This window comes from Paenalcaligenes hermetiae (assembly GCF_039543645.1).
GTDB lineage: Bacteria > Pseudomonadota > Gammaproteobacteria > Burkholderiales > Burkholderiaceae_B > Paenalcaligenes > Paenalcaligenes hermetiae.
Window position 1 is genome coordinate 1 of record NZ_BAABKD010000001.1, and the last position, 19399, is coordinate 19399.

The window sequence follows — 19399 nt, forward strand, 5'->3', positions numbered from 1 at the left end:
CGCATTCCAAGCGCCCACACTTATCGGCTGTTACATTGTTAAAGATCAATTGACACACGCTTGTCATAAGCGGCATCGATACTACTACTAACATCGCGACTACTGCGCTGCGCTGTTAGCTGCAGAGAAATGAAATTATGAAGCGTTTTTAAATTTTTGTCAACCTGTATTTAGGTGACCCGCTTTATTTTTCAAATCAAACATAAAAATTTGTGGCTGGCTTGCTGCCGTAAACCGGTAAACGTTTAGGTTTGATTCCCTGCGAAAGCATTAAACTATAGCACAGAACAAAATAAAAAGTAAAGCTTAATTTTGCTGCGCTGCGTTAACTGCGAAAGATTTAAATTATGAAGCAATTTTAATCCTGTGTCAAGCAGCTTAATGCTGATTCTTTCTGACCCGGGTTCCCTGATACGGGTAAACCCCAAGGGGTGCTGCGAAAGAAAAGTAACTATAGCATTAACAAATTAAGCTTGGCAAGCTTTTTTCACAAAAAAGTCATAAGTCTTTTTTTAGCCTGCTTTTTGCAGGCGTGCTGTCAGCATCTCTAGATATAAGAGCTTATGTAAACCAGCAATGTGTACTTAAATGTTGAGCTCTGTGCTGTCTTTAATATGTTGCATAGCAAAACTTGAAGTCATATCGATCACACTAGGGTGTTGCATGAGCTTATCCATCGCAAAGCGTGAGAATGCAGCAAGGTCTTTGACTTGAACCTTAAGTAGATAATCCATGTCTCCTGACATGGCAAAGCACTCAACGACTTCGGGCCAGAGCTGAACGTCACGCGCAAAGTCAGACAACGGCATACTTTTTAAGCGATGGCTTTTGTCCAAACGTATCGACACATAAGCGATAAGACCCAAACCGATTTTCTGAGCATCTAATACCGCTACGTATTTTTGGATATAGCCTTGCTCTTCGAGGCGGCGCACTCGACGTAAACATGGGCTCGGTGACAAGGCCACCCGATCAGCCAACTCCTGATTACTTAGTCGACCATTACGCTGTAACTCATGGAGGATTTGTTTATCAATGCGATCTAAGCCCGTATCTGCCATTTTCTGTCTCCTTTTTTCATTTTATAAGCAGATTATGCCAAAGCCTATGGAAAAGCACGAGTAATTCGCAATTGTTTGCTCATGTTTTAAGCGTAAACTTTGACTATGGCTGATTCGATCAGATCAGCACCCTCTCTTTATATATATAAGCAACCTAAACGAAAACAAGACAAGGAGACAAGCAATGGAAGCGTTTACCCCCTGGGATAACCCAATGGGCACGGATGGCTTTGAGTTCATCGAGTACACCAGCCCTGAGCCAGAAAAACTGGCTCGAACGTTTGAGCAGCTCGGCTTTAAGGCGATCGCCAAGCATCGTCGTAAAAACGTTACCCTTTATAGACAAGGCGAAATTAACTTTTTGCTCAACGCCGAACCGAATTCTTTTGCAAGTCGTTTTGCGGATCGTCACGGTCCGTCTATCTGTGCGATTGCTTTTCGTGTCCATGATGCCGCCCAAGCTTATCAGCGCGCCCTATCTTTGGGAGCGTGGGGTCTAGATTCCGGTAGTGGTCCGATGGAGCTTAATATTCCAGCGATTAAAGGGATTGGTGACTCACTGATTTATCTTGTCGATCGCTGGAAAGGCAAAGATGGTCACCATGGCATTGGCGACATTAGTATTTACGACGTGGACTTTGAACCTATCAATACCGCTACAGCAAATGAGGACGTTTGCCACAAAGGCGCTGGGCTAACCGTTATTGATCATTTAACACATAATGTCCATAAAGGACGTATGGATGAATGGGCGCACTTCTATGAGCGGCTTTTTAACTTCAAAGAAGTCCGCTACTTTGACATCGAGGGGAAAGTGACGGGCGTAAAGTCTAAAGCGATGACCTCACCTTGTGGCAAAATCCGTATCCCAATTAATGAAGAAGGCACTGAAGAAAAAGGACAGATTCAAGAGTATCTCGATATGTATGGCGGCGAAGGTATTCAACATATCGCGCTAGGCTCCGATGATATTTACCACAGCGTCGAGTCGTTACGCCAAGGCGGACTTGTGTTTTTGGATACGCCAGATACTTATTATGAATTACTGGATCAACGTTTACCCAATCATGGTGAAGACCTTGAGCGCTTACAAAAAAACCGTATCTTATTAGATGGAGCGCCAGACGGTGGCCTGTTATTGCAGATTTTCACAGAAAATCAGCTCGGTCCGATTTTTTTCGAGCTCATTCAGCGTAAAGGCAATGAAGGCTTTGGTGAGGGGAATTTTAAAGCCCTGTTTGAGTCTATTGAGCTTGATCAAATGCGACGCGGTGTACTTAAAACCGTAGAGTAATCTTTTGGGTCTCCTGCCTGCTACAATCGGCAAACAAAAAAGGAGACCAACAACATGATGTCTATTTTCCATTTAGGGCAGCGTAGTTGGCGCATGTTTTTGACTGTAGCCAAAATTATGCTGCCTATTTTATTTTTTGTGCATATTGCTGAGCAGCTAGGTATTGTTACCTGGCTCGCACGCGCCATCTCCCCTTTGATGGCTCTGTTAAACCTACCTCCGGAGGCAGGTATTGTTTGGGTTACCACGATTCTCACCAATATCTATGGCGGGATTGCAGCCCTTGGCCTACTGTCTGACAGCATGTCGTTGACACATGCACAGCTAAGCGCTTTAGGTGCGATGATGCTTTTTGCTCATAATCTTCCCATGGAGCAGGCTATTGCTCAACGCGCTGGAGCGAGTGCTTGGATTACTGGCTCCCTGCGCCTTGGTGTGGGGGGAGTATATGGGGCTTTTATTGCATGGGGTTTGAGCTATTTAGACTGGCTTAACACCCCGGTGAGCCTAAGCTGGCTACAAGCCGAAAAAGCTGCGGAAACCCATTTTTGGGCTTCTTGGTTGCCTTGGTTGCTTAACACCCTAAAAACTTTAGGGATGACGGCGGCAATTATCTTTTGCCTTGTAGTGGTATTAGATGTATTAGAACGTATCGGTTTTACCCGTTTACTTAGCCAATGCCTTACCCCGGTATTAAAACTATCCGGCCTAAATGAACGAGTCGCCCCCGTTACCACTGTGGGCGTGTTACTAGGCTTAAGCTATGGGGGAGCATTAATTATTGAGCAGGCCCAAAAAAACCAATTTGATGCCAAAACACGCTTGTTAGCCTTGTCTTGGCTTTCTTTATCCCACTCGCTGATAGAAGACACGTTGTTAATTATGGCCTTGGGTGCCAACATCTGGGTAATTTTAGTGGGTCGAGTACTGGTAACGTTAGTGGTCATGGCGCTAATGGCGGCCTATTTGAACCGCCCTCGTCGCCCTGTCTTTACGTCTTCTTGAGAGCCTCGCGTGGGTCTTTGATAAGCGGTTCAAAGTTTTTCATGAACGCACGGAGTTTAGGCTGAATCACATTGACACTGTAAGGAGCAAAAGAGTTATTCAGATAATAGTTATAGTGCTCTGGCTCCGCTGGCCAAAAAACCTGTGCGGGTTGTAGTTTAGTTACCACGGGCTTTTGCAGTTTTTCCTCTAGTTTTTTAATGTAGGCGGCTGCCTGATTTTGCTGTTCAGCTGTAGTGTAAAAGATAGCTGACGCATATTGGGAGCCAATATCATGCCCCTGCCGGTCTAGCGTGGTCGGGTCATGTAAAGAAAAAAACACCTTGAGCAAGGTTTCAAAATCGATCACATCCGAGTCATAGCGAACTTGTACGACCTCGATGTGTCCTGTTTTTTGAGAGCAGACCTGCTCATAGGTTGGATAGGGTGTGGTGCCCCCGCTATAGCCAGCCTGAGAAAGGCTCACGCCTTTAAGGGCACTAAACGCGGGCTCTATGCACCAAAAACATCCCCCACCAAATAAAACCGCTGCAGTCATCGTAAGTCCTTTTGTGTATGATCTGAAAGGTTGTTCATTCTTTTGTACTAGATTACCGCTAGTCTATAGTACCGACTAATTCGTATTTATACGGTAGAACTTTTACTATGCTTACACACCCACAGTTTAATCCTATTGCCCTACAAATTGGTCCTTTAGCCATACATTGGTACGGATTGATGTATTTAATCGGCTTTGCTCTTGTCTGGTTACTTGGCAACTACCGTATTAAGCAGAAACGCAGTCCAATAGACAAAAAGGGTTTAGAGGATCTGATTTTTTATTGCGCTTTAGGTGTGGTGGTAGGCGGACGACTGGGCTATGTTTTGTTTTATCAGCCTGACTACTATTTACAACCGCAACATTGGCTTCAGATTTTTTATGTCTGGGAAGGCGGTATGGCGTTTCATGGTGGGCTTATCGGTGTTTTAGCCGTTTTAGCTTGGTTTAGCTATCAACGGCGTATTCCTTTTTTCGCACTTGGTGATTTCCTCGCCCCTTTGATACCTTTGGGGCTGGCTGCAGGAAGACTGGGCAATTTTATTAATGGTGAGCTTTGGGGGAGGCCTACCGATTTGCCATGGGGTATGATTTTCCCTCAGGCCATGGACGGAGTTGCTCGCCACCCCTCTCAGCTTTATCAAATGGGCTTAGAAGGCATCCTCTTATTTTTGATTTTGTGGCTTTTTTCAGAAAGGTCTCGTCCTCAGGGACAAGTTAGCGGCTTATTTTTAATGGGCTATGGGCTCTTTCGTTTTATTGCTGAGTTTAGTCGAGAGCCGGATGCATTTTTAGGACTGCTCTGGGCGCAGCTGTCCATGGGACAGCTGCTGTCTTTACCAATGATGGCCCTTGGCGCTTTTATTTTTTATCAAGCAAGTAAATCGAACCGTTTAAGCTCAAGCTAACCTCTTCCGTTCCTTGGTGAATAGGCAAGCTATCAGCAGCCGGGGCCGCAGCCATCATCATTTCCGTCCGATAGCTTTTAGGGGCGCGATACACGGCCCCACTGCCACCTAAGTGTAATTCTTTAATCGCAAAATGCTCATAACCTAAAGCTAAGGCCATTTCCTGCGCGCGCTCTTGAAACGCTTGAGCAGCTTCGCTCATCAATGCTTTTTCTGCTTGACTGCGAGCCGCTTTAGATACTGTGAAAGCCACATTGGAAACCGGCATTTTCTCTTGGTATTTAGCAGCAAGCTCGGAAGCCGCTTTCATATCAGTAGACTCAAACAATAACTGCGACTGCCCTATCCATGCGGTAATACGCCCCTCTTTGTCATGCTGAGGGCGAACAGAATAATGTCCGCTACTCACTTTAACTACATCTTGTGTTTTCACCTCGTCTAAAACTGCTGCTACAGTTTGGGCTAACGCTTGCGTTACAACACTTTGCTCACTGCTTTGATGTGTAGCTTGCAAAGTAATTATCACTGTGTCTTGATCAATTTCCGTATAAGCCTGCGCTTCAAGATGTAGCACGGGCGACTTTGCTTCTGTAGATGGCTGAGCAGCCCAGACTGCACCCAACGGCAACAATAAGGAAGCAGTAAGTAAAGCTCGGGGTAGTAGTCGGTTACGCATAGTATCACTCCAAAGAAAAAGCCGGCATGATGCCGGCTTTATAAAGGGTGCCCCACCTGTGGCGTCAAGGCCGGCATCCTGGGAACCTAGGGTTCACAAGGTGGTTGCCATCAAACAAGTTTTGGGGTCACTAGACAAAGTAGCGACGCACTCCTGCTTGTTAATCCAGCAACCTAATGCCATAAGCATTGGTTCAAGGAATATATGGCCACGTCTCGCTCACGGCAGGGACTTAAGCAATACTACAATATCAGTTTAACAGATACTGTAAAAAATCATTAACGTTTTACATGGTCTACTGGCCCTAAAGCGGTATCCATTAAACGATGCATGTCTTCTATTTTACGCTTGAAATCGCCTAATGCAATATTACTAAGCGGCCCATCCGGCGCTTTCATCGACAAAAGCTCCACAGCAATTTGAATCGCTGCCATAACAGCAATGCGCTCGTTACCATTGGTGCGGCCAGCTTCTTTAATGCGCTCCATGTGAGCATCCACATGAGCGATGGCTTCGAGTAATTTGGCTTTTTCTGATGGAGGACAGGCTAAGGTGTAATCTCGACCTAATAATGTAATATCTAAGCGTTCCATTATGCGTCCCCCTGTGTAAGCGCTTCTGCAACGGGCCCACCAGGTAGACGCTGCAAAATCGTATCAACCTGATCACGTGCAAGCAAAGCCGCCTGCTCTAAGGCCGCTGATTTGGACTCGCTTAATTGAATACGCTCGCGTAGGGCGGCAAGCTCTTCTTGTTGCTGAATAAGCTCAGCGTAGAGAGTTTCTTGAGCTTCCTCTGCAATACGCTTGGCGTTTTCCATTTCAGCTTGGTGTCGCGTTACAATCTCGGCCATAGAGGCATATTCAGACTGTTGTGAGCTAAGCTGATCACGCAAAGTAGAACGCTCCTGCTCCAGCAGTTTAACGCGTGATAGAAGTTCCGAGCGCTCACTTTTTAAGCGCTCTGTATAGGATACCAAGCGACTAATGCGATTGGCTAATTGATCTAGATCCTGCAACATAGGCAATATCGAAAAAGGTGAACCCAAAAATAGTGTATTTGAAATATCATAACCCTATGTACACACATAGGGCTATGATTTGCTAGTTATTATGCGTTAGATTTAGTGTTTTATTTTGACGCTGGCGCTGTGCTGTATAACTACGCTGGCGTAAATAGCGGGTTTCCTGCCGATGTCTAAATAAATGCACGGATAATTCATTCAGTGCCTGAAAATAGACTTCTCGCTTAAAATCAATCACCGCGTCTAACGGTACCCAATAATCACTCCAACGCCAAGCATCAAATTCCGGTGTAGATGTTGCTCTTAGGCTAACATCACAATCACGCCCTAACATACGAAGCAAAAACCAAATCTGTTTTTGTCCTTTGTAATGACCGCGTGATTCACGGCGTACAAAGTGATTGGGCACGTTATAACGCAACCAATCTCGCGTCCGTCCTAAAATGCGGACATGCTCGGGTAATAATCCGACCTCTTCGTGAAGCTCTCGATACATAGCCTGTACCGGACTTTCACCCGGTTGGATTCCGCCTTGAGGGAACTGCCAAGCATGTTCCCGCACGCGTTTACCCCAAAACACTTCATTCTTGCGATTAACAAGAATAATGCCAACATTTGGACGGTAGCCTTCACGATCTAACATAGGCCACCTCTATAATTTCATTATCATTACCTTAGATTATACGTACCAGTTGAGTTCACTACCATGCTTGCAAGCCACTATCATATTAATACCTTAAAAGAAGCCCCCTCTGAGGCCGAAGTCGCCAGCCATCAACTCATGACTCGTGCCGGCATGATCCGCCGTATTGCTGGCGGTATCTATACCTATATGCCTTTAGGCTTAAAGGTTTTACGCAAAATTGAAAATATTGTACGCGAGGAAATGGATAAAGCCGGCGCCCTTGAACTGCTCATGCCTGTTGTACAGCCAGCTGAGCTTTGGCAAGAAACTGGGCGTTGGGATGAGTACGGCGCTGAGCTTCTACGCATCAAAGATCGCCACCAGCGCGATTTTGTTTTACAACCTACCTCTGAAGAGGTGGTCACCGATATCGTGCGTAATGAAATCCATAGCTGGCGCCAACTTCCCGTCAACTTCTATCACATCCAAACAAAGTTTCGTGACGAGCGTCGCCCCCGCTTTGGCCTGATGCGCGGCCGCGAGTTCACCATGAAAGACGCATACTCCTTTGATCGTGATGAGATCTCGGCCCAAAAAAGCTATGACATTATGTACGATGCTTATACTCGAATCTTTGAACGTTTAGGCTTAAGGTTCCGTGCGGTAGCCGCGGATACAGGAGCGATTGGAGGCTCCCGCAGTCACGAGTTTCAAGTCATCGCGGACACGGGAGAAGACGAAATTGTCTACAACCCTGATACCGATTATGCTGCCAACATTGAGTTAGCCGAAGCACCGTGCCTAATTGCTGAGCGTCAAGCCCCCACAGCCCAACTAGAAAAAATAGCCACCCCTGATGCGACTAAATGTGAGCTCGTTGCTGAGCAACTAAAACGTCCACTATGCGATACAGTAAAAGCCGTGGTACTAGCCACGGACCCGATTGACGATAAAGGTAAACCTCAAATTTGGTTATTGCTAGTACGAGGTGATCACGAGGTTAACGAGGTTAAGGTCAGCAAACTACCGGGCTTTGAAAATGGCTATCGCTTAGCGAGCGAAGAAGAAATCCAAGATCACTTTGGCTGTGTACCAGGCTACCTAGGACCTGTGGGTTTAAGTGATACAGTCACGGTGATCGCGGATCGTACTGTTGCCCACATGAGCGACTTTATCTGTGGCGCCAATGAGGCAGGCTTTCACTACACTGGGGTGAACTGGGGTCGTGATGTGGCAGAACCACAAGTAGCCGACTTACGCAACGTTGTCGCTGGTGACCCTGATCCTACAGGCACAGGCACACTAGCAATCCAACGTGGAATCGAAGTAGGTCATGTGTTTTTCCTTGGGGATACGTATTCAAAAAAACTACAAGCCACCTATTTAGATAAGGAAGGCAAGCCCCAATTAATACAAATGGGCTGCTATGGTATTGGTATCAGCCGTATTGCCGCCGCCGCCATTGAACAAAATCACGACGATAAAGGTATGATTTGGCCTCGTGCTATTGCCCCTTTTGAGGTAGTGATTTGTGCATTAAACTGGGCGAAGAGCGAAGCCGTGCAAACAGCCAGCATGCAGCTATATGAACAACTCAAAGCACAAGGTATCGACGTTATTCTTGATGATAGAGATGTGCGTCCTGGGGTGATGTTTGCTGACTGGGAGCTAATTGGCGTCCCTGTACGTGTAACGGTTGGTGACCGCGGTTTGAAAGAAAACATGCTAGAAATCCAACAGCGGGCTCGTGGAGAGAATGAAAAAATTCAAACCTCTGAGGCGCTCAGCTATATTACACAAGCTCTTGCTCAGCAATAAAACTTGCTCTACCCGCGTATAACAGGTAGCGGGCTAGGAGCTCACTACCTGTTCTTAATTCACATTATTTACAAAGACAAGCCAACTGAAATGAGTCAAAATGCTAATCAGCTTCAGATTCGCGTATATTACGAGGATACCGATGCAGGTGGTATTGTATTTTATGCCAATTACTTGAAGTTCTTCGAGCGCGCACGAACTGAATGGTTACGGCGCTTAGGGATTCACCAATCTACTATGGCGCAAACCGAGCAGCAACTTTTTGTCGTAAAGCAAGCGGATATTGAATACCTCAAATCGGCCAAACTGGATGATCTACTCACCATACGTAGTCGTATCACCCATCTTGGTGGAGCATCGATTCGGTTTGCCCAAGAGGCCTGGCGGGAGGATGACCTTCTCTGCCAAAGCCAAATTGTTGTCGTATGTGTAGATAGTCATACGATGCGCGCAACAAAAATTAACCCTCATCTTCGATCAATTTTGGAAAAAGCTCAGGATTGACCATGCAAGCAAGCAGCGACCTATCGCTAATTACCCTCTTACTCGAGGCAAGTATCCCCGTCCAACTGGTTATGTTGATTTTAGTAGGGATCTCTATCGTGTCGTGGAGCTATATTTTTAGTAAGCGCGCCGCGATTAAACGCACTTTGGAGCAGACACGTCGTTTTGAAGACGATTTCTGGACCGGAGGCGATCTAACGATGCTCCAACAAGCGATTGCTACACGTCGTGATGAACATGGCGCCTTAGCTCGAATTTTTGAGGCGGGCATGACTGAATTCATCAAGGCTCGTCGAAGTAACCAAAAAGGAGAAGCCCTGCTAGACGGCCCACGTCGTGCAATGCGTGCTAGTTTTCAACGTGAGCTTGACCAGCTCGAATCCAAACTAAATTTTTTAGCCTCTGCCGGCTCTGTCAGCCCCTATATTGGTCTGCTAGGAACAGTATGGGGGATTATGCATGCGTTTATAGGTTTATCTGGCGCCCAGTCAGCCACGCTTGCATCGGTAGCTCCTGGTATTGCTGAGGCGCTGATTGCCACCGCCATTGGCTTATTTGCCGCCATCCCAGCTGTTGTGGCCTATAACCGTTTTACTAATGAGGTTGATCGCATCGCTACCCGCTTTGAAAGCTTTGTGGATGAGTTTCTTAATATTTTACAGCGTCAGGTGTAAACCATGTCTTCGTTACGAGGCCATTCCCGACGTAATAGTCGACGTCTAAAAAACGAGATCAATGTTGTACCGTACATTGATGTCATGCTGGTGCTGCTCGTTATCTTTATGGTCACGGCACCCATGATTACCCCTGGCTTGATTGATTTACCCTCTGTAGGTCAAGCTTCAGAGGTCCCTGCTGCCCCCATCGAGGTTCAAATCGATAAAGAAGGACAAATGGCCATTCGCCTGCGTGAGGGCGACGCTCAGTTTCAAACCATTCCCTCTGACCAGCTTATTCCAGAGGTGCAGCAGCTTGCACTAAATGAAAACCCGATTGTCATTGCGGCAGATGGTGAGGTTCCGTATGCTTCGGTGATGGAGATTATGGATCAGCTGCGTAGCCATGGGTTTACGCGCCTAGGCTTTTTGGTTAACCGAGATTCAGACAAGTAATTCATTACAATGCGTTTATTTCAACGAAACAGCCACTCCGCTCTGTTGAGCCAAGAGGAAAAAGAGCAGCGTCGTGGGCTGATCTATGCCCTTGCTCTGCACTTCGCTCTTGTTTTGCTGCTGCTTCTTGGTCTGATTAGTGTTCCCAAATCACCTAACCCCGTGCAAATTGAACTATGGGCCGAGGGAGAGATGGCAATGGCTGAAAATATGGAAGAGCCTACCGCTGAACCAGAGCCAGAGGCCACCCCTGAGCCAGAGCCTGCTCCTGAGCCTGCTCCTGAACCAGAGCCTCTACCTGAGCCTGTGGTAAGCCCTCCCTCTCCGCCAAAAGTCACTCCTCCCCCTGCAGAAGATCCAGACATTGCCTTAGAAAAGGCACGTAAGGAAAAAGAGGAAGCTGAGCGCAAGGCAAAGGCTGAAGCAGAGCGTAAAGCCAAAGAAGAAGCTGAACGCAAGGCTAAGGTTGAAGCAGAACGTAAAGCCAAAGAAGAGGCCGAGCGCAAGGCCAAGGCTGAAGCAGAGCGTAAAGCCAAAGAAGAAGCTGAGCGCAAGGCTAAGGCTGAGGCAGAACGTAAAGCCAAAGAAGAAGCTGAGCGCAAGGCTAAGGCTGAGGCAGAACGTAAAGCCAAAGAAGAAGCTGAACGCAAGGCCAAGGCTGAAGCAGAGCGTAAAGCCAAAGAAGAGGCCGAGCGCAAGGCAAAGGCTGAAGCAGAACGTAAAGCCAAAGCCGCCGCTGAGAAAAAAGCGAAAGAAGAAGCCTTCCGCGCTGCTATGTTAGGGGCTGGCAAAGAAGTGGCTGGCGCACCTGGCGGCACAGCTAACCGTAATCAGGCTGGCGGCAGTGGGGGTAATGATGGCTACGGCGCTAAAGTACGTGCATGTGTGCGCCCGCGTGTGGTGTACAACACACCGCCTCGCAACGGAAGTAACAACCCTGCATTACAATATCGTGTAGATTTAAATCCTGATGGCACAGTACGTAATGTGCGTATCACTCGCTCCTCAGGTATTCCACTTTTTGATGATGCGGTACAAAAAGGGATAGCCAAGTGCTCTCCCTTCCCCAAACCAAACAGTGGTCGCTACCCATCTTATATTGATGGCGAGTACCGAATGTATGAATAACCAGGAGATCGTCAGAATGACCGTAACTCTATGCGCCTCGGAGGCAACCACTCAACGAGCAACACGTGGGGCCGGCGTTGTCGCGGCAGCATTTGCTACAGCAATTATGCTATGTAGCCAAACCGTACAAGCCCAATTACGTGTAGATATCTCAGGTGTAGGAGCCACCCAATACCCTATTGCGGTGGCTGACTTTGCTAATACACCCGCCGCACAACCTATTGGTGAAATTATTCGCGCTGACCTCAGCCGCTCTGGCCAGTTCCAATTAATCAATGCAACTGGTGCCAATCTGACAGCCGAAAGCCAAATTGACCATGATAACTGGCGTAATCGTGGTGCAGACTATGTTGCCTATGGCTCAGTCGCACAGACCGGCGGTCAGTACCAAATCACTTATCGTCTGGTCGACGCTGTCAATCGCGTCGAGCTTGACGGTATTGCTTTTGCTGGTAACGAAAAAGAATTACGCCGAATGTCACATCGTATTGCAGACCGTATTTACGAGAAAATAACGGGTATACGTGGCGTTTTTTCCACAAGAATTGCTTATGTGTTGCAAACTAGCGACACATATGAGTTACAAATTGCAGATGCTGACGGCCAAAATCCGCAAGTAATGCTACGCTCTAAGAGTTCCATTATTTCGCCGGCATGGTCCCCTGATGGCTCTAAACTTGCCTATGTTAGCTTTGAATCTGACAAGCCTGTTGTCTATGTACAAACCCTAGCAACCGGTAAGCGTGAACCCATCGCTAACTTTAAAGGTAATAATAGCGCCCCCACCTGGGCACCTAGCGGAAACCAACTAGCCGTGGTGCTTTCACGAGATGGCATCTCACAAATCTACACCATCAATGCTGATGGTTCTGGGTTACGTCGTGTGATGCGTTCTCCTCTGATTGATACCGAGCCCTCCTATACTCCAGATGGTGGCTCTTTGGTTTTCACCAGCGATCGTGGAGGCAACCCCCAAATCTATCAAGTTGGCCTAAATGGTGGTGAAGCTCGCCGTATAACTTTTAACGGAAGTTACAATATCTCACCAGAGGTCGCTCCCGATGGTAATAGTCTTGTCTATGTTACACGTAGAAACGGCGCATTCCGCGTCGCTCTCCAAGACATGCACACAGGAAACGAACAATTGTTGACCGCGGGACCAGATGACCAGTCACCCAGCTTTGCACCCAACGGAATGCAAATACTATATAGTTCTGTACAAGGTGGGCGCAGCGTGCTTGCGGTGACCTCCGTCGACGGACGTGTCCGTCAAACCCTGTCCTCGCTGAACGGCAAAGTTCGTGAACCGACTTGGGGTCCTTTTACTGATTAATTTCTGTGTGACTCTTTTTTAAAGGAACGCTAATGAGCTCGCGCATTTTTAAAGGCTTATCTCTTGCCTCTTTGGCTTTTATTTTAGCCGCATGTAGTTCTGTACCACTAGACGAGTCTGCTTCAGGCGCAGGTACCGGCACAGGTGGAATGACCGATCCTAGCACTGGTGCTATTATGGATCCATTCAATCCCCAAAGCCCTCTAGCCCAGCAGCGTTCGGTCTATTTTGACTTTGATAGCTATGTTGTAGCGGATCAATATCGTAATGTCGTAGAGATGCACTCTAACTACTTACGTAACCAGCCACAACAAACTATCCGTGTTGAAGGTCACGCTGACGCACGAGGTGGTGCAGAGTATAACTTAGCACTTGGCCAACGCCGCTCCGAAGCAGTGGCGCGCATGATGACCTTAATGGGCGTCAATGCGGGTCAAATCGAAGCCATCAGCTTTGGTAAAGAGCGTCCAAAAGCGCTCGGTAACACTGAAGCGGACTACGCCGAGAACCGTCGTGCTGATATCAACTACCAGCGCTAATCTCGCTGAAGTATGATACATTGACGCCGTAGCGCTCACCCCGCTACGGCGTTTTTCTATGAGGATTAATTATGAGCGTATTAACTCCAATTTGGCGCCGCCATTTGGCTGTGATAACAGGTGCTTTACTTCTTTCTGGTACGGCCTTGCCCTCGTATGCTTTTGCGGATGACGAAGCGCGTCGCGCCATCCTAGAGCTACGCCAGCAAATCCGACAAATGAACGAACAAAACCAACAGGCGCGCTTACTTTTAGCCGACCAAATCGAAATGATGCGGCAAGAAATCGCTCAGCTGCGTGGTAAGGTAGAAACACTTGGCTGGCAAACTGCCCAAGAGCAGCAACCCGCAAGTCAAAGCTTAATCAGTGACCCCCAAGAGCTAGCTGTGTATGAAGCCGCCATGGATCTATATCGAAACGGCCAATATCAAGAAGCCGCAAGTGGCTTTGGCGCTTTTGTGGATGCTTATCCTAACAGCTTACAAATCGATGAGGCGCGCTTCTACGAGGGTAGCAGTCTTTATGCCTCTAAACGCTTTTCTGCTGCCATCCAAAAACTACAGGCTTTTATTAGTAGCAGCCCAAAGAGTCCACGTGCTCCCGACGCGCTCATGGTGATTGCCTCTAGCCAAGTCGAAATGAACGACTTAGCATCTGCTCAAAAAACACTACAGCGTATTGCCTCCGAGTACCCTGACTCCCCAGCCGCCGATACGGCACGCAGCCGTCTACAGCTTTTACAGTAAACGTGTTTGACCCCTTATTACAGCTGCCTATACAAAGCGCTACGCCTCGACTGAGCCGTAGCGCCATCCCTTTTGTGACACAAGGTGCAGGCGACCTGCTGATTCTTATTCATGGTTCTTTATGTGACCTACGCTATTGGCGCTGGCAAGTACAAAAACTGTATTCAAGCTGCCAAGTAGTTTCCCTAAGCCTGCCCGGTTATTGGCCACATGACCCAAGTACTGCCGCCTATGACTTTACGCTGCAAAATCATGTGGATGCCGTAGCAGATGTTGTAAGCCAATTACGACAACCCAAGCAAAACCTCTATGTGCTCGGACACTCTCGTGGGGCTCAAGTTGCCCTACAATACGCCCTACAGCACCATGAGCTAACAGGGCTGATCTTAGCCGACCCGGCTTTTATCATCGACGCCCCGACGCCAGCGTTGCCAGCATTAGCCCAAGCGGCTGAACTCCTGACTCAAGGCCAAGATGAAATCGCACTAAATCAATTTATTGACGCGGTAAGCGGGGCCAACACATGGCGTCAGATGGTAGGCTGGTTTAAAACCATGGTCGAGGATAACGCCCATACCTTAATTGCCCAAAGCCGAGAAGCGCTTCCTGTGATTTCAGCTGCACAGATAGATTTGTTATATGACCTGCCCGTGCTATTAATCAGCGGGGAATTAAGCCCTACACGCTATCAAAAAAGCACAGCCGCTTTAGTAAAGCGGCTGGCTCAAGCACAACATGTTGTCATTGATAAAGCGTCTCATGGCATGAACTTAGCCAATCCCAAAGCATTTAATCGCGCTTTATTACGCTTTATGCAATTAACTTAGTTGTAGCTACGGGCATTGGCGGGGTTGACTTTACAATCAACACTGACTTTTTGCTCATTAGCTAAAAGCAATTCCATAGGCATGGTGTCACCCACTTTAAGAGCTCCTGTAGGCTGCTCGAACATCGCATGCAGCCCACCGGGTTTAAACGTTAGGGTGCCCTTTGCGGGGATCTGAATCGTATCGGCCATGACCATTTTTGCCATGCCATCCTCTTCGATGGTTTCGTGTAACATCACATCATCGTAACTAGGCGTGGCTGCAGCTAAGACCTCGATTGGCTGATCGGTATCATTGTGCAAAATAAAATACCCTGCTGACGGAATATGAGCGGGTAACAAACGTACCCAGCACTGCTCAACTCGCACTTGGTCTGTTAACGTTGCCGCAGCAAACTGTGCGGAATAATCCGTCATGTGATGCCCATGGTGATCATGGTGGGCGTGATGATCATGATGATCATGAGCCTGTACCGAAAACGCAACAGCGGCTAAACCAAAACATGTAGCTAAAGTCATACGACGCATAATTTCATCCTAATAACAATTGAATTAAAAACAAAAAAACTTGTAATTAGGAGAAAGCGGGAGGACCTCGTGCGCCCAATGGCGCCCCTAAAAAGCCACTACGGCGCGGCGCAGAGGGATAAGCCAGCCGCTGTAGCAAAGGGAGTATTACTAGGCCCAACGCCAATGTGGGCGTATTAGCGTCTAGCCCGATGAGGTTCAAAAGTGAACCCAAGTGACAGTCTAAAAGGCGATGATCGGTGTGGGGGTGGTGTGAGCCCTGAGGATCCAGATCCAAATACACAATAGTAGGCCCAGACAAACCCACCACGCACATCGTAATCGCTGGTCCTTGGCTATTTTGAGCCGTATTCGGCATATAGCCAGCAGGAATCAACGCGCGCAACAACACCGCCAGCATTAAAAGCCAAGCCAAATAAGGCCGCTGAAAACGCGGAGATGTCATACGTTGGCAACCCATTTACAGCCCAAACAAGGTACTATGAATCCATCAGATAATAAAAAACTGTGTGCATAAAGATGAACCAAACCGCCCCTAGCATTCGTTATTTTCAAGAGCTAAAGGCATCCATTCAGTTAGGATCGCCTCTTATTTTAACCAACTTAGCCCAAGTTGCTCTATTAACAACAAATTTAATTTTTATTGGGCGTCTAGGTAAAACAGAACTTGCTGCAGGCTCTCTATCAGCAAGTCTATACCATGCCTTTATGATTTTTAGTTTAGGCTTGGTTTCTGCCACCATCCCTATGCTGGCTACCACTATTGGTAAAAAACGCAGTAATGTGCGTGAGGTACAGCAGATTATCCGCCATGGCTTTTTGACAGCAGCATTAATTTGTATCCCTTTTTGGCTCGCTCTTTGGCATGCCGATACGCTTTGGACAGCACTAGGCCAGAATCCAGATACGATTGAAAAAGCGATTCAATATGTGCGCATGGTGCAGTGGTCGTTATTCCCTTATTTAGGTTATATCGTAATACGCTCCTTTTTTGCTGCTTTAGAAAAGCCAATATGGACGCTGATTATTGCTATAGGTGGTATTTTTGCCAATGCGTTTTTTGCGTGGCTATTTATTTTTGGAAACTGGGGAATGCCTACATTAGGCATTGCAGGTGCTGGCCTAGCAACCACCCTGACCAATATCCTGATGTTTGTTGGCATGCTGGTATTAGTATTTAAGCACCCTCTGTTTCATCGCTATCAAATTTTTATGCATTTCTGGCAATGGAATTTAACTCGTCTGCTTAACATGTGGAAGCTAGGAATTCCTATTGCCATTACTTTTACGCTAGAAACATTGGTATTTTACGCTGCCGTCTTGATGATGGGGCGCATTGGTGACACCTCGCTTGCTGCCCATGCCATTGCCATGCAAATTAGCTCCGTTACATATATGATCCCCTTAGGGTTTGGACAAGTAGCTACTATTCGTGTGGGTTTAGCAATGGGGCGCGCTCACCCAAAAGATGCCGTACAAGCAGGCTGGGTGGCTTACACACTAGGGGTAGGCTTTATGGCCATTGCGGCAGCGGTGATGTGGTGGCAACCCGAATGGCTGATTCACTTTTTTATTGATGTCTCTGCACCGGAAAACCGCGCCGTTATCATTACAGCAGTGCAGTTCTTGTTTTTTGCTGCGCTATTCCAACTGGCTGATGGTGCCCAAGCCGTTGCGGCAGGTATGCTCAGGGGCTTGTATGATACTCGCACACCCATGTTGCTCGCATTAATTGGTTATTGGGTTTTAGGCGTCCCTATTGGTGCTTTTCTAGCCTTTGGGGTCGGTCTAGAGGGGACGGGGATTTGGATTGGTTTTGTCACTGGACTGAGTGTTGTCGCGCTATTGCTAACCCTACGCTGGTGGCGCCATGGACAACGTCTTTTAGAGCGGGGTTAACCAAGCCAGAGGACGAATAGCTCGTCCTCTGGACCACGGATATTATTAAAGTAAGGCTTTGCGTAAATCGGCAGGCGACTTCGGGGACAACAAGCCTGGTGCAATATCAAATACCGTTTTGGCTCCATACTGCTGCTGTTGCGCTAAGCGATAAGCTGCACGCGCATACGCCACCAATACACTGGAAGTAAACTCAGGATTACTGCCCAAGTTTAGCGCATATTCTACGGTTTGCTTCGTGTGCGTAGCAGAGTGGCCGCTACGAATCACAAACCCTCCGTGCGGCATCGCACTATGGTTACGTTCCAATTCTTCCATCGTAATAAAATGTACGGTGGTATCGTAATCAGCAAAATAGTTCGGCATGGTTACGATGGCTTCTTTCACCTGATCCGCATCCGCCCCCTCTTCGAGCACCACAAAGCACTCGCGGCGATGTTTTTCTCGGGTACTCAGTTCTGGCATCTCGCCATTACGCACACGATTTACTGCCTCTTCAATAGGAAGCGTGTACTGAACCCCTGCTTTAACACCATCGACGCGGCGCACGGCGTCCGAATGCCCTTGGCTTAGTCCTTTGCCCCAAAAGGTATACGTTTGTCCTTCGGGTAATACACACTCACCCATTAATCGATTAATAGAAAACAAGCCCGGATCCCAACCCACCGCAATAATATTCGTGTGCTGAGTCTGCTGCGCTACGGCATCTACTGCTGCGAAATAATCTGGAATAGCGGCATGGGTATCAAAACTATCAACCGTGTTAAACCATTGTGCCAAGTGTGGGCCTTGGTGTGGCAAATCATCCTTGGATCCACCGCATAAGATCAATACGTCGATTGTCTCTTTGTGCTGCTCTATCGTATCCAGGGCATACACGGGAATCCCTGCCGTTTGCAAGCTTAGGCTTGCTGGGTCGCGACGACTAAATACAGCGACTAACTCCATGTCCGGGTTTTGACTCAAGGCCAGCTCTACCCCTTTGCCTAAGTTACCGTAACCAGCAATACCGATACGAATTTTTGCGTTCATTACCTTTCCTTTACGCATAAATGATTGAGTCTTTAGGCTACACCAAAAGCCATCCGAACCGCAAAAGCAATAAATAATAAGGCTACCGCCGCATTGGCCAAAGCAGAAAGACGGCGATGTTTTCTAAAACCTGCCGCCAAGTGTGTACCACCAAAGATCAAAATAGATAAATAGGCTACGCTAAATAGCTGCAAAAAAAGGCCAAGCACCATAAAAGCGAGCCACGGATGACCTTGTGTTGGATCAACAAACTGTACAAAAAAAGACAATAAAAATAAAATCGCTTTCGGGTTTAATAGGCTTAAAACCATCGCTTTAGTAAAGTAGCTCTGCTGGCTTACACTTTGCTCTAGAGTCTGTGTAGGAGGATTTTCCTGCTCAGGTTTGGGGTGAACCAACGCCCAAAGCATACGTGCCCCTAGGTAGAACAAATACCCCGCTCCTAAAGCACGCAAACCATAAAATAAGATAGGCATGGCTTGGAGCAAGGTGCCTGCTCCTGCTGCTGTCAACGCAATTAAGATGGTGTCACCAACCCAAATCCCCACCGCCGCCTGATAACCCACTTTAATCCCACGGGCGGCAGCGCTGGCCAATACAAAAAGTGAATTTGGCCCAGGCAACACAATGACAAATAAAGCACCAAGCAAATACGTGCCTAGATTAATGACTCCTACGCTTTCAAACACAGAATCCCCTTGCAAAAGAAGCAGTATAAAGCGGAAACTGTGTCAAAATCTATCCTCCTGAATCAACATAAAAAAACCCACCTATGTGTAGGTGGGTTTTAAGATGGAATAGGT

Annotated in this window: 23 protein-coding genes and 1 other RNA gene; 13 read left to right on the forward strand and 11 right to left on the reverse strand. The window is 47.4% G+C overall.

The genetic code is table 11. The features are described from left to right. Window positions 1-584: 584 nt before the first annotated feature. The gene (locus tag ABD980_RS00005; RefSeq protein WP_300646744.1) at window positions 585-1061 is read right to left on the reverse strand and encodes an Lrp/AsnC family transcriptional regulator; all 477 of its coding nucleotides are present in this window, start codon (window positions 1059-1061) and stop codon (window positions 585-587) included. Window positions 1062-1245: 184 nt separating this feature from the next. On the opposite strand from ABD980_RS00005, the gene hppD reads away from it, so the two are divergent. Together hppD and ABD980_RS00015 are read left to right on the forward strand one after the other, a co-directional pair. Next, on the forward strand, window positions 1246-2355 hold the full coding sequence (hppD, locus tag ABD980_RS00010) for a 4-hydroxyphenylpyruvate dioxygenase (protein ID WP_345368714.1): 1110 nt from the start codon (window positions 1246-1248) through the stop codon (window positions 2353-2355). A gap of 54 nt (window positions 2356-2409) precedes the next feature. After that, complete coding sequence (locus ABD980_RS00015) at window positions 2410-3360, forward strand: nucleoside recognition domain-containing protein (protein WP_345368716.1); 951 nt, start codon at window positions 2410-2412, stop codon at window positions 3358-3360. Here the strand turns inward: ABD980_RS00015 and msrA are convergent. Further along, window positions 3347-3898, reverse strand: a complete 552-nt coding sequence (gene msrA, locus ABD980_RS00020) for a peptide-methionine (S)-S-oxide reductase MsrA (protein WP_345368718.1) — start codon at window positions 3896-3898, stop codon at window positions 3347-3349. The genes ABD980_RS00015 and msrA overlap by 14 nt on opposite strands. A gap of 107 nt (window positions 3899-4005) precedes the next feature. Here msrA and lgt point away from each other — a divergent pair, with 107 nt between their 5' ends. Further along, a complete protein-coding gene (lgt, locus tag ABD980_RS00025; protein ID WP_300646748.1) occupies window positions 4006-4806 on the forward strand; it encodes a prolipoprotein diacylglyceryl transferase in 801 nt (266 codons plus the stop codon). Here lgt and ABD980_RS00030 read toward each other — a convergent pair. The 5 genes from ABD980_RS00030 to ABD980_RS00050 form a co-directional block, all read right to left on the reverse strand. Continuing rightward, entirely contained in the window at window positions 4760-5482 is a 723-nt protein-coding gene (locus ABD980_RS00030; protein WP_300646749.1) for an SIMPL domain-containing protein, read from the reverse strand. The two genes, lgt and ABD980_RS00030, sit on opposite strands and share 47 nt — an antisense overlap. Before the next feature lie 45 nt (window positions 5483-5527). After that, a non-coding RNA gene (gene ssrS / locus ABD980_RS00035) (6S RNA) lies at window positions 5528-5716 on the reverse strand. A gap of 44 nt (window positions 5717-5760) precedes the next feature. Then, window positions 5761-6075: a cell division protein ZapA gene (locus ABD980_RS00040; RefSeq protein ID WP_300646751.1), complete on the reverse strand. Its 315-nt coding sequence runs from the start codon at window positions 6073-6075 to the stop codon at window positions 5761-5763. Continuing rightward, entirely contained in the window at window positions 6075-6503 is a 429-nt protein-coding gene (locus ABD980_RS00045) for a hypothetical protein (protein WP_345368723.1), read from the reverse strand. The genes ABD980_RS00040 and ABD980_RS00045 overlap by 1 nt, the downstream gene beginning before the upstream one ends. Before the next feature lie 82 nt (window positions 6504-6585). Continuing rightward, on the reverse strand, window positions 6586-7149 hold the full coding sequence (locus ABD980_RS00050; protein ID WP_260650148.1) for an RNA pyrophosphohydrolase: 564 nt from the start codon (window positions 7147-7149) through the stop codon (window positions 6586-6588). Window positions 7150-7212: 63 nt separating this feature from the next. Here ABD980_RS00050 and ABD980_RS00055 point away from each other — a divergent pair, with 63 nt between their 5' ends. The 9 genes from ABD980_RS00055 (at window position 7213) to ABD980_RS00095 (ending at window position 15138) form a co-directional block, all read left to right on the forward strand. Further along, entirely contained in the window at window positions 7213-8949 is a 1737-nt protein-coding gene (locus tag ABD980_RS00055) for a proline--tRNA ligase (RefSeq protein ID WP_260650147.1), read from the forward strand. 90 nt (window positions 8950-9039) lie between these two features. Continuing rightward, window positions 9040-9453 carry a tol-pal system-associated acyl-CoA thioesterase gene (gene ybgC / locus ABD980_RS00060; protein ID WP_260650146.1) on the forward strand — a complete coding sequence of 138 codons (414 nt, stop codon included), beginning with the start codon at window positions 9040-9042 and terminating at the stop codon, window positions 9451-9453. A 2-nt stretch (window positions 9454-9455) separates the two neighbouring features. Then, complete coding sequence (gene tolQ, locus ABD980_RS00065) at window positions 9456-10127, forward strand: protein TolQ (RefSeq protein WP_260650145.1); 672 nt, start codon at window positions 9456-9458, stop codon at window positions 10125-10127. 3 nt (window positions 10128-10130) lie between these two features. Further along, window positions 10131-10565, forward strand: coding sequence for an ExbD/TolR family protein (locus ABD980_RS00070; protein WP_260650144.1), 435 nt, complete (start codon window positions 10131-10133; stop codon window positions 10563-10565). Between the two features lie 9 nt (window positions 10566-10574). After that, window positions 10575-11693 carry a cell envelope integrity protein TolA gene (gene tolA / locus ABD980_RS00075; protein ID WP_345368729.1) on the forward strand — a complete coding sequence of 373 codons (1119 nt, stop codon included), beginning with the start codon at window positions 10575-10577 and terminating at the stop codon, window positions 11691-11693. Between the two features lie 16 nt (window positions 11694-11709). Continuing rightward, on the forward strand, window positions 11710-13026 hold the full coding sequence (gene tolB / locus ABD980_RS00080; RefSeq protein ID WP_377536182.1) for a Tol-Pal system beta propeller repeat protein TolB: 1317 nt from the start codon (window positions 11710-11712) through the stop codon (window positions 13024-13026). A gap of 32 nt (window positions 13027-13058) precedes the next feature. Then, the gene (gene pal, locus ABD980_RS00085; protein WP_260650142.1) at window positions 13059-13565 is read left to right on the forward strand and encodes a peptidoglycan-associated lipoprotein Pal; all 507 of its coding nucleotides are present in this window, start codon (window positions 13059-13061) and stop codon (window positions 13563-13565) included. A gap of 71 nt (window positions 13566-13636) precedes the next feature. Further along, a complete protein-coding gene (gene ybgF / locus ABD980_RS00090; protein ID WP_260650141.1) occupies window positions 13637-14311 on the forward strand; it encodes a tol-pal system protein YbgF in 675 nt (224 codons plus the stop codon). Between the two features lie 2 nt (window positions 14312-14313). Next, a complete protein-coding gene (locus tag ABD980_RS00095; protein ID WP_300646753.1) occupies window positions 14314-15138 on the forward strand; it encodes an alpha/beta fold hydrolase in 825 nt (274 codons plus the stop codon). Here the strand turns inward: ABD980_RS00095 and ABD980_RS00100 are convergent. Then, window positions 15135-15665 carry a copper chaperone PCu(A)C gene (locus ABD980_RS00100; protein ID WP_300646754.1) on the reverse strand — a complete coding sequence of 177 codons (531 nt, stop codon included), beginning with the start codon at window positions 15663-15665 and terminating at the stop codon, window positions 15135-15137. The two genes, ABD980_RS00095 and ABD980_RS00100, sit on opposite strands and share 4 nt — an antisense overlap. A gap of 46 nt (window positions 15666-15711) precedes the next feature. Beyond that, window positions 15712-16110 (reverse strand): DUF2946 family protein, encoded by a 399-nt coding sequence (locus ABD980_RS00105; protein WP_300646755.1) that lies wholly within the window; start codon window positions 16108-16110, stop codon window positions 15712-15714. A 74-nt stretch (window positions 16111-16184) separates the two neighbouring features. Here ABD980_RS00105 and ABD980_RS00110 point away from each other — a divergent pair, with 74 nt between their 5' ends. Next, window positions 16185-17564, forward strand: coding sequence for an MATE family efflux transporter (locus ABD980_RS00110; RefSeq protein WP_345368733.1), 1380 nt, complete (start codon window positions 16185-16187; stop codon window positions 17562-17564). Between the two features lie 45 nt (window positions 17565-17609). Here ABD980_RS00110 and ABD980_RS00115 read toward each other — a convergent pair whose 3' ends face one another. Both ABD980_RS00115 and leuE read right to left on the reverse strand, forming a co-directional pair. Then, a complete protein-coding gene (locus tag ABD980_RS00115) occupies window positions 17610-18596 on the reverse strand; it encodes a diaminopimelate dehydrogenase (RefSeq protein WP_345368735.1) in 987 nt (328 codons plus the stop codon). A gap of 32 nt (window positions 18597-18628) precedes the next feature. After that, on the reverse strand, window positions 18629-19285 hold the full coding sequence (gene leuE / locus ABD980_RS00120) for a leucine efflux protein LeuE (protein ID WP_260650135.1): 657 nt from the start codon (window positions 19283-19285) through the stop codon (window positions 18629-18631). Window positions 19286-19399: the final 114 nt, after the last annotated feature.

Coding starts and splice junctions, on each gene's coding strand:
- ABD980_RS00005 (WP_300646744.1), bottom strand. CDS start 1,061: ATGGCAGATACGGGCTTAGATCGCATTGATAAACAAATCCTCCATGAG.
- hppD (WP_345368714.1), top strand. CDS start 1,246: ATGGAAGCGTTTACCCCCTGGGATAACCCAATGGGCACGGATGGCTTT.
- ABD980_RS00015 (WP_345368716.1), top strand. CDS start 2,410: ATGATGTCTATTTTCCATTTAGGGCAGCGTAGTTGGCGCATGTTTTTG.
- msrA (WP_345368718.1), bottom strand. CDS start 3,898: ATGACTGCAGCGGTTTTATTTGGTGGGGGATGTTTTTGGTGCATAGAG.
- lgt (WP_300646748.1), top strand. CDS start 4,006: ATGCTTACACACCCACAGTTTAATCCTATTGCCCTACAAATTGGTCCT.
- ABD980_RS00030 (WP_300646749.1), bottom strand. CDS start 5,482: ATGCGTAACCGACTACTACCCCGAGCTTTACTTACTGCTTCCTTATTG.
- ABD980_RS00040 (WP_300646751.1), bottom strand. CDS start 6,075: ATGGAACGCTTAGATATTACATTATTAGGTCGAGATTACACCTTAGCC.
- ABD980_RS00045 (WP_345368723.1), bottom strand. CDS start 6,503: ATGTTGCAGGATCTAGATCAATTAGCCAATCGCATTAGTCGCTTGGTA.
- ABD980_RS00050 (WP_260650148.1), bottom strand. CDS start 7,149: ATGTTAGATCGTGAAGGCTACCGTCCAAATGTTGGCATTATTCTTGTT.
- ABD980_RS00055 (WP_260650147.1), top strand. CDS start 7,213: ATGCTTGCAAGCCACTATCATATTAATACCTTAAAAGAAGCCCCCTCT.
- ybgC (WP_260650146.1), top strand. CDS start 9,040: ATGAGTCAAAATGCTAATCAGCTTCAGATTCGCGTATATTACGAGGAT.
- tolQ (WP_260650145.1), top strand. CDS start 9,456: ATGCAAGCAAGCAGCGACCTATCGCTAATTACCCTCTTACTCGAGGCA.
- ABD980_RS00070 (WP_260650144.1), top strand. CDS start 10,131: ATGTCTTCGTTACGAGGCCATTCCCGACGTAATAGTCGACGTCTAAAA.
- tolA (WP_345368729.1), top strand. CDS start 10,575: ATGCGTTTATTTCAACGAAACAGCCACTCCGCTCTGTTGAGCCAAGAG.
- tolB (WP_377536182.1), top strand. CDS start 11,710: ATGACCGTAACTCTATGCGCCTCGGAGGCAACCACTCAACGAGCAACA.
- pal (WP_260650142.1), top strand. CDS start 13,059: ATGAGCTCGCGCATTTTTAAAGGCTTATCTCTTGCCTCTTTGGCTTTT.
- ybgF (WP_260650141.1), top strand. CDS start 13,637: ATGAGCGTATTAACTCCAATTTGGCGCCGCCATTTGGCTGTGATAACA.
- ABD980_RS00100 (WP_300646754.1), bottom strand. CDS start 15,665: ATGCGTCGTATGACTTTAGCTACATGTTTTGGTTTAGCCGCTGTTGCG.
- ABD980_RS00105 (WP_300646755.1), bottom strand. CDS start 16,110: ATGACATCTCCGCGTTTTCAGCGGCCTTATTTGGCTTGGCTTTTAATG.
- ABD980_RS00110 (WP_345368733.1), top strand. CDS start 16,185: ATGAACCAAACCGCCCCTAGCATTCGTTATTTTCAAGAGCTAAAGGCA.
- ABD980_RS00115 (WP_345368735.1), bottom strand. CDS start 18,596: ATGAACGCAAAAATTCGTATCGGTATTGCTGGTTACGGTAACTTAGGC.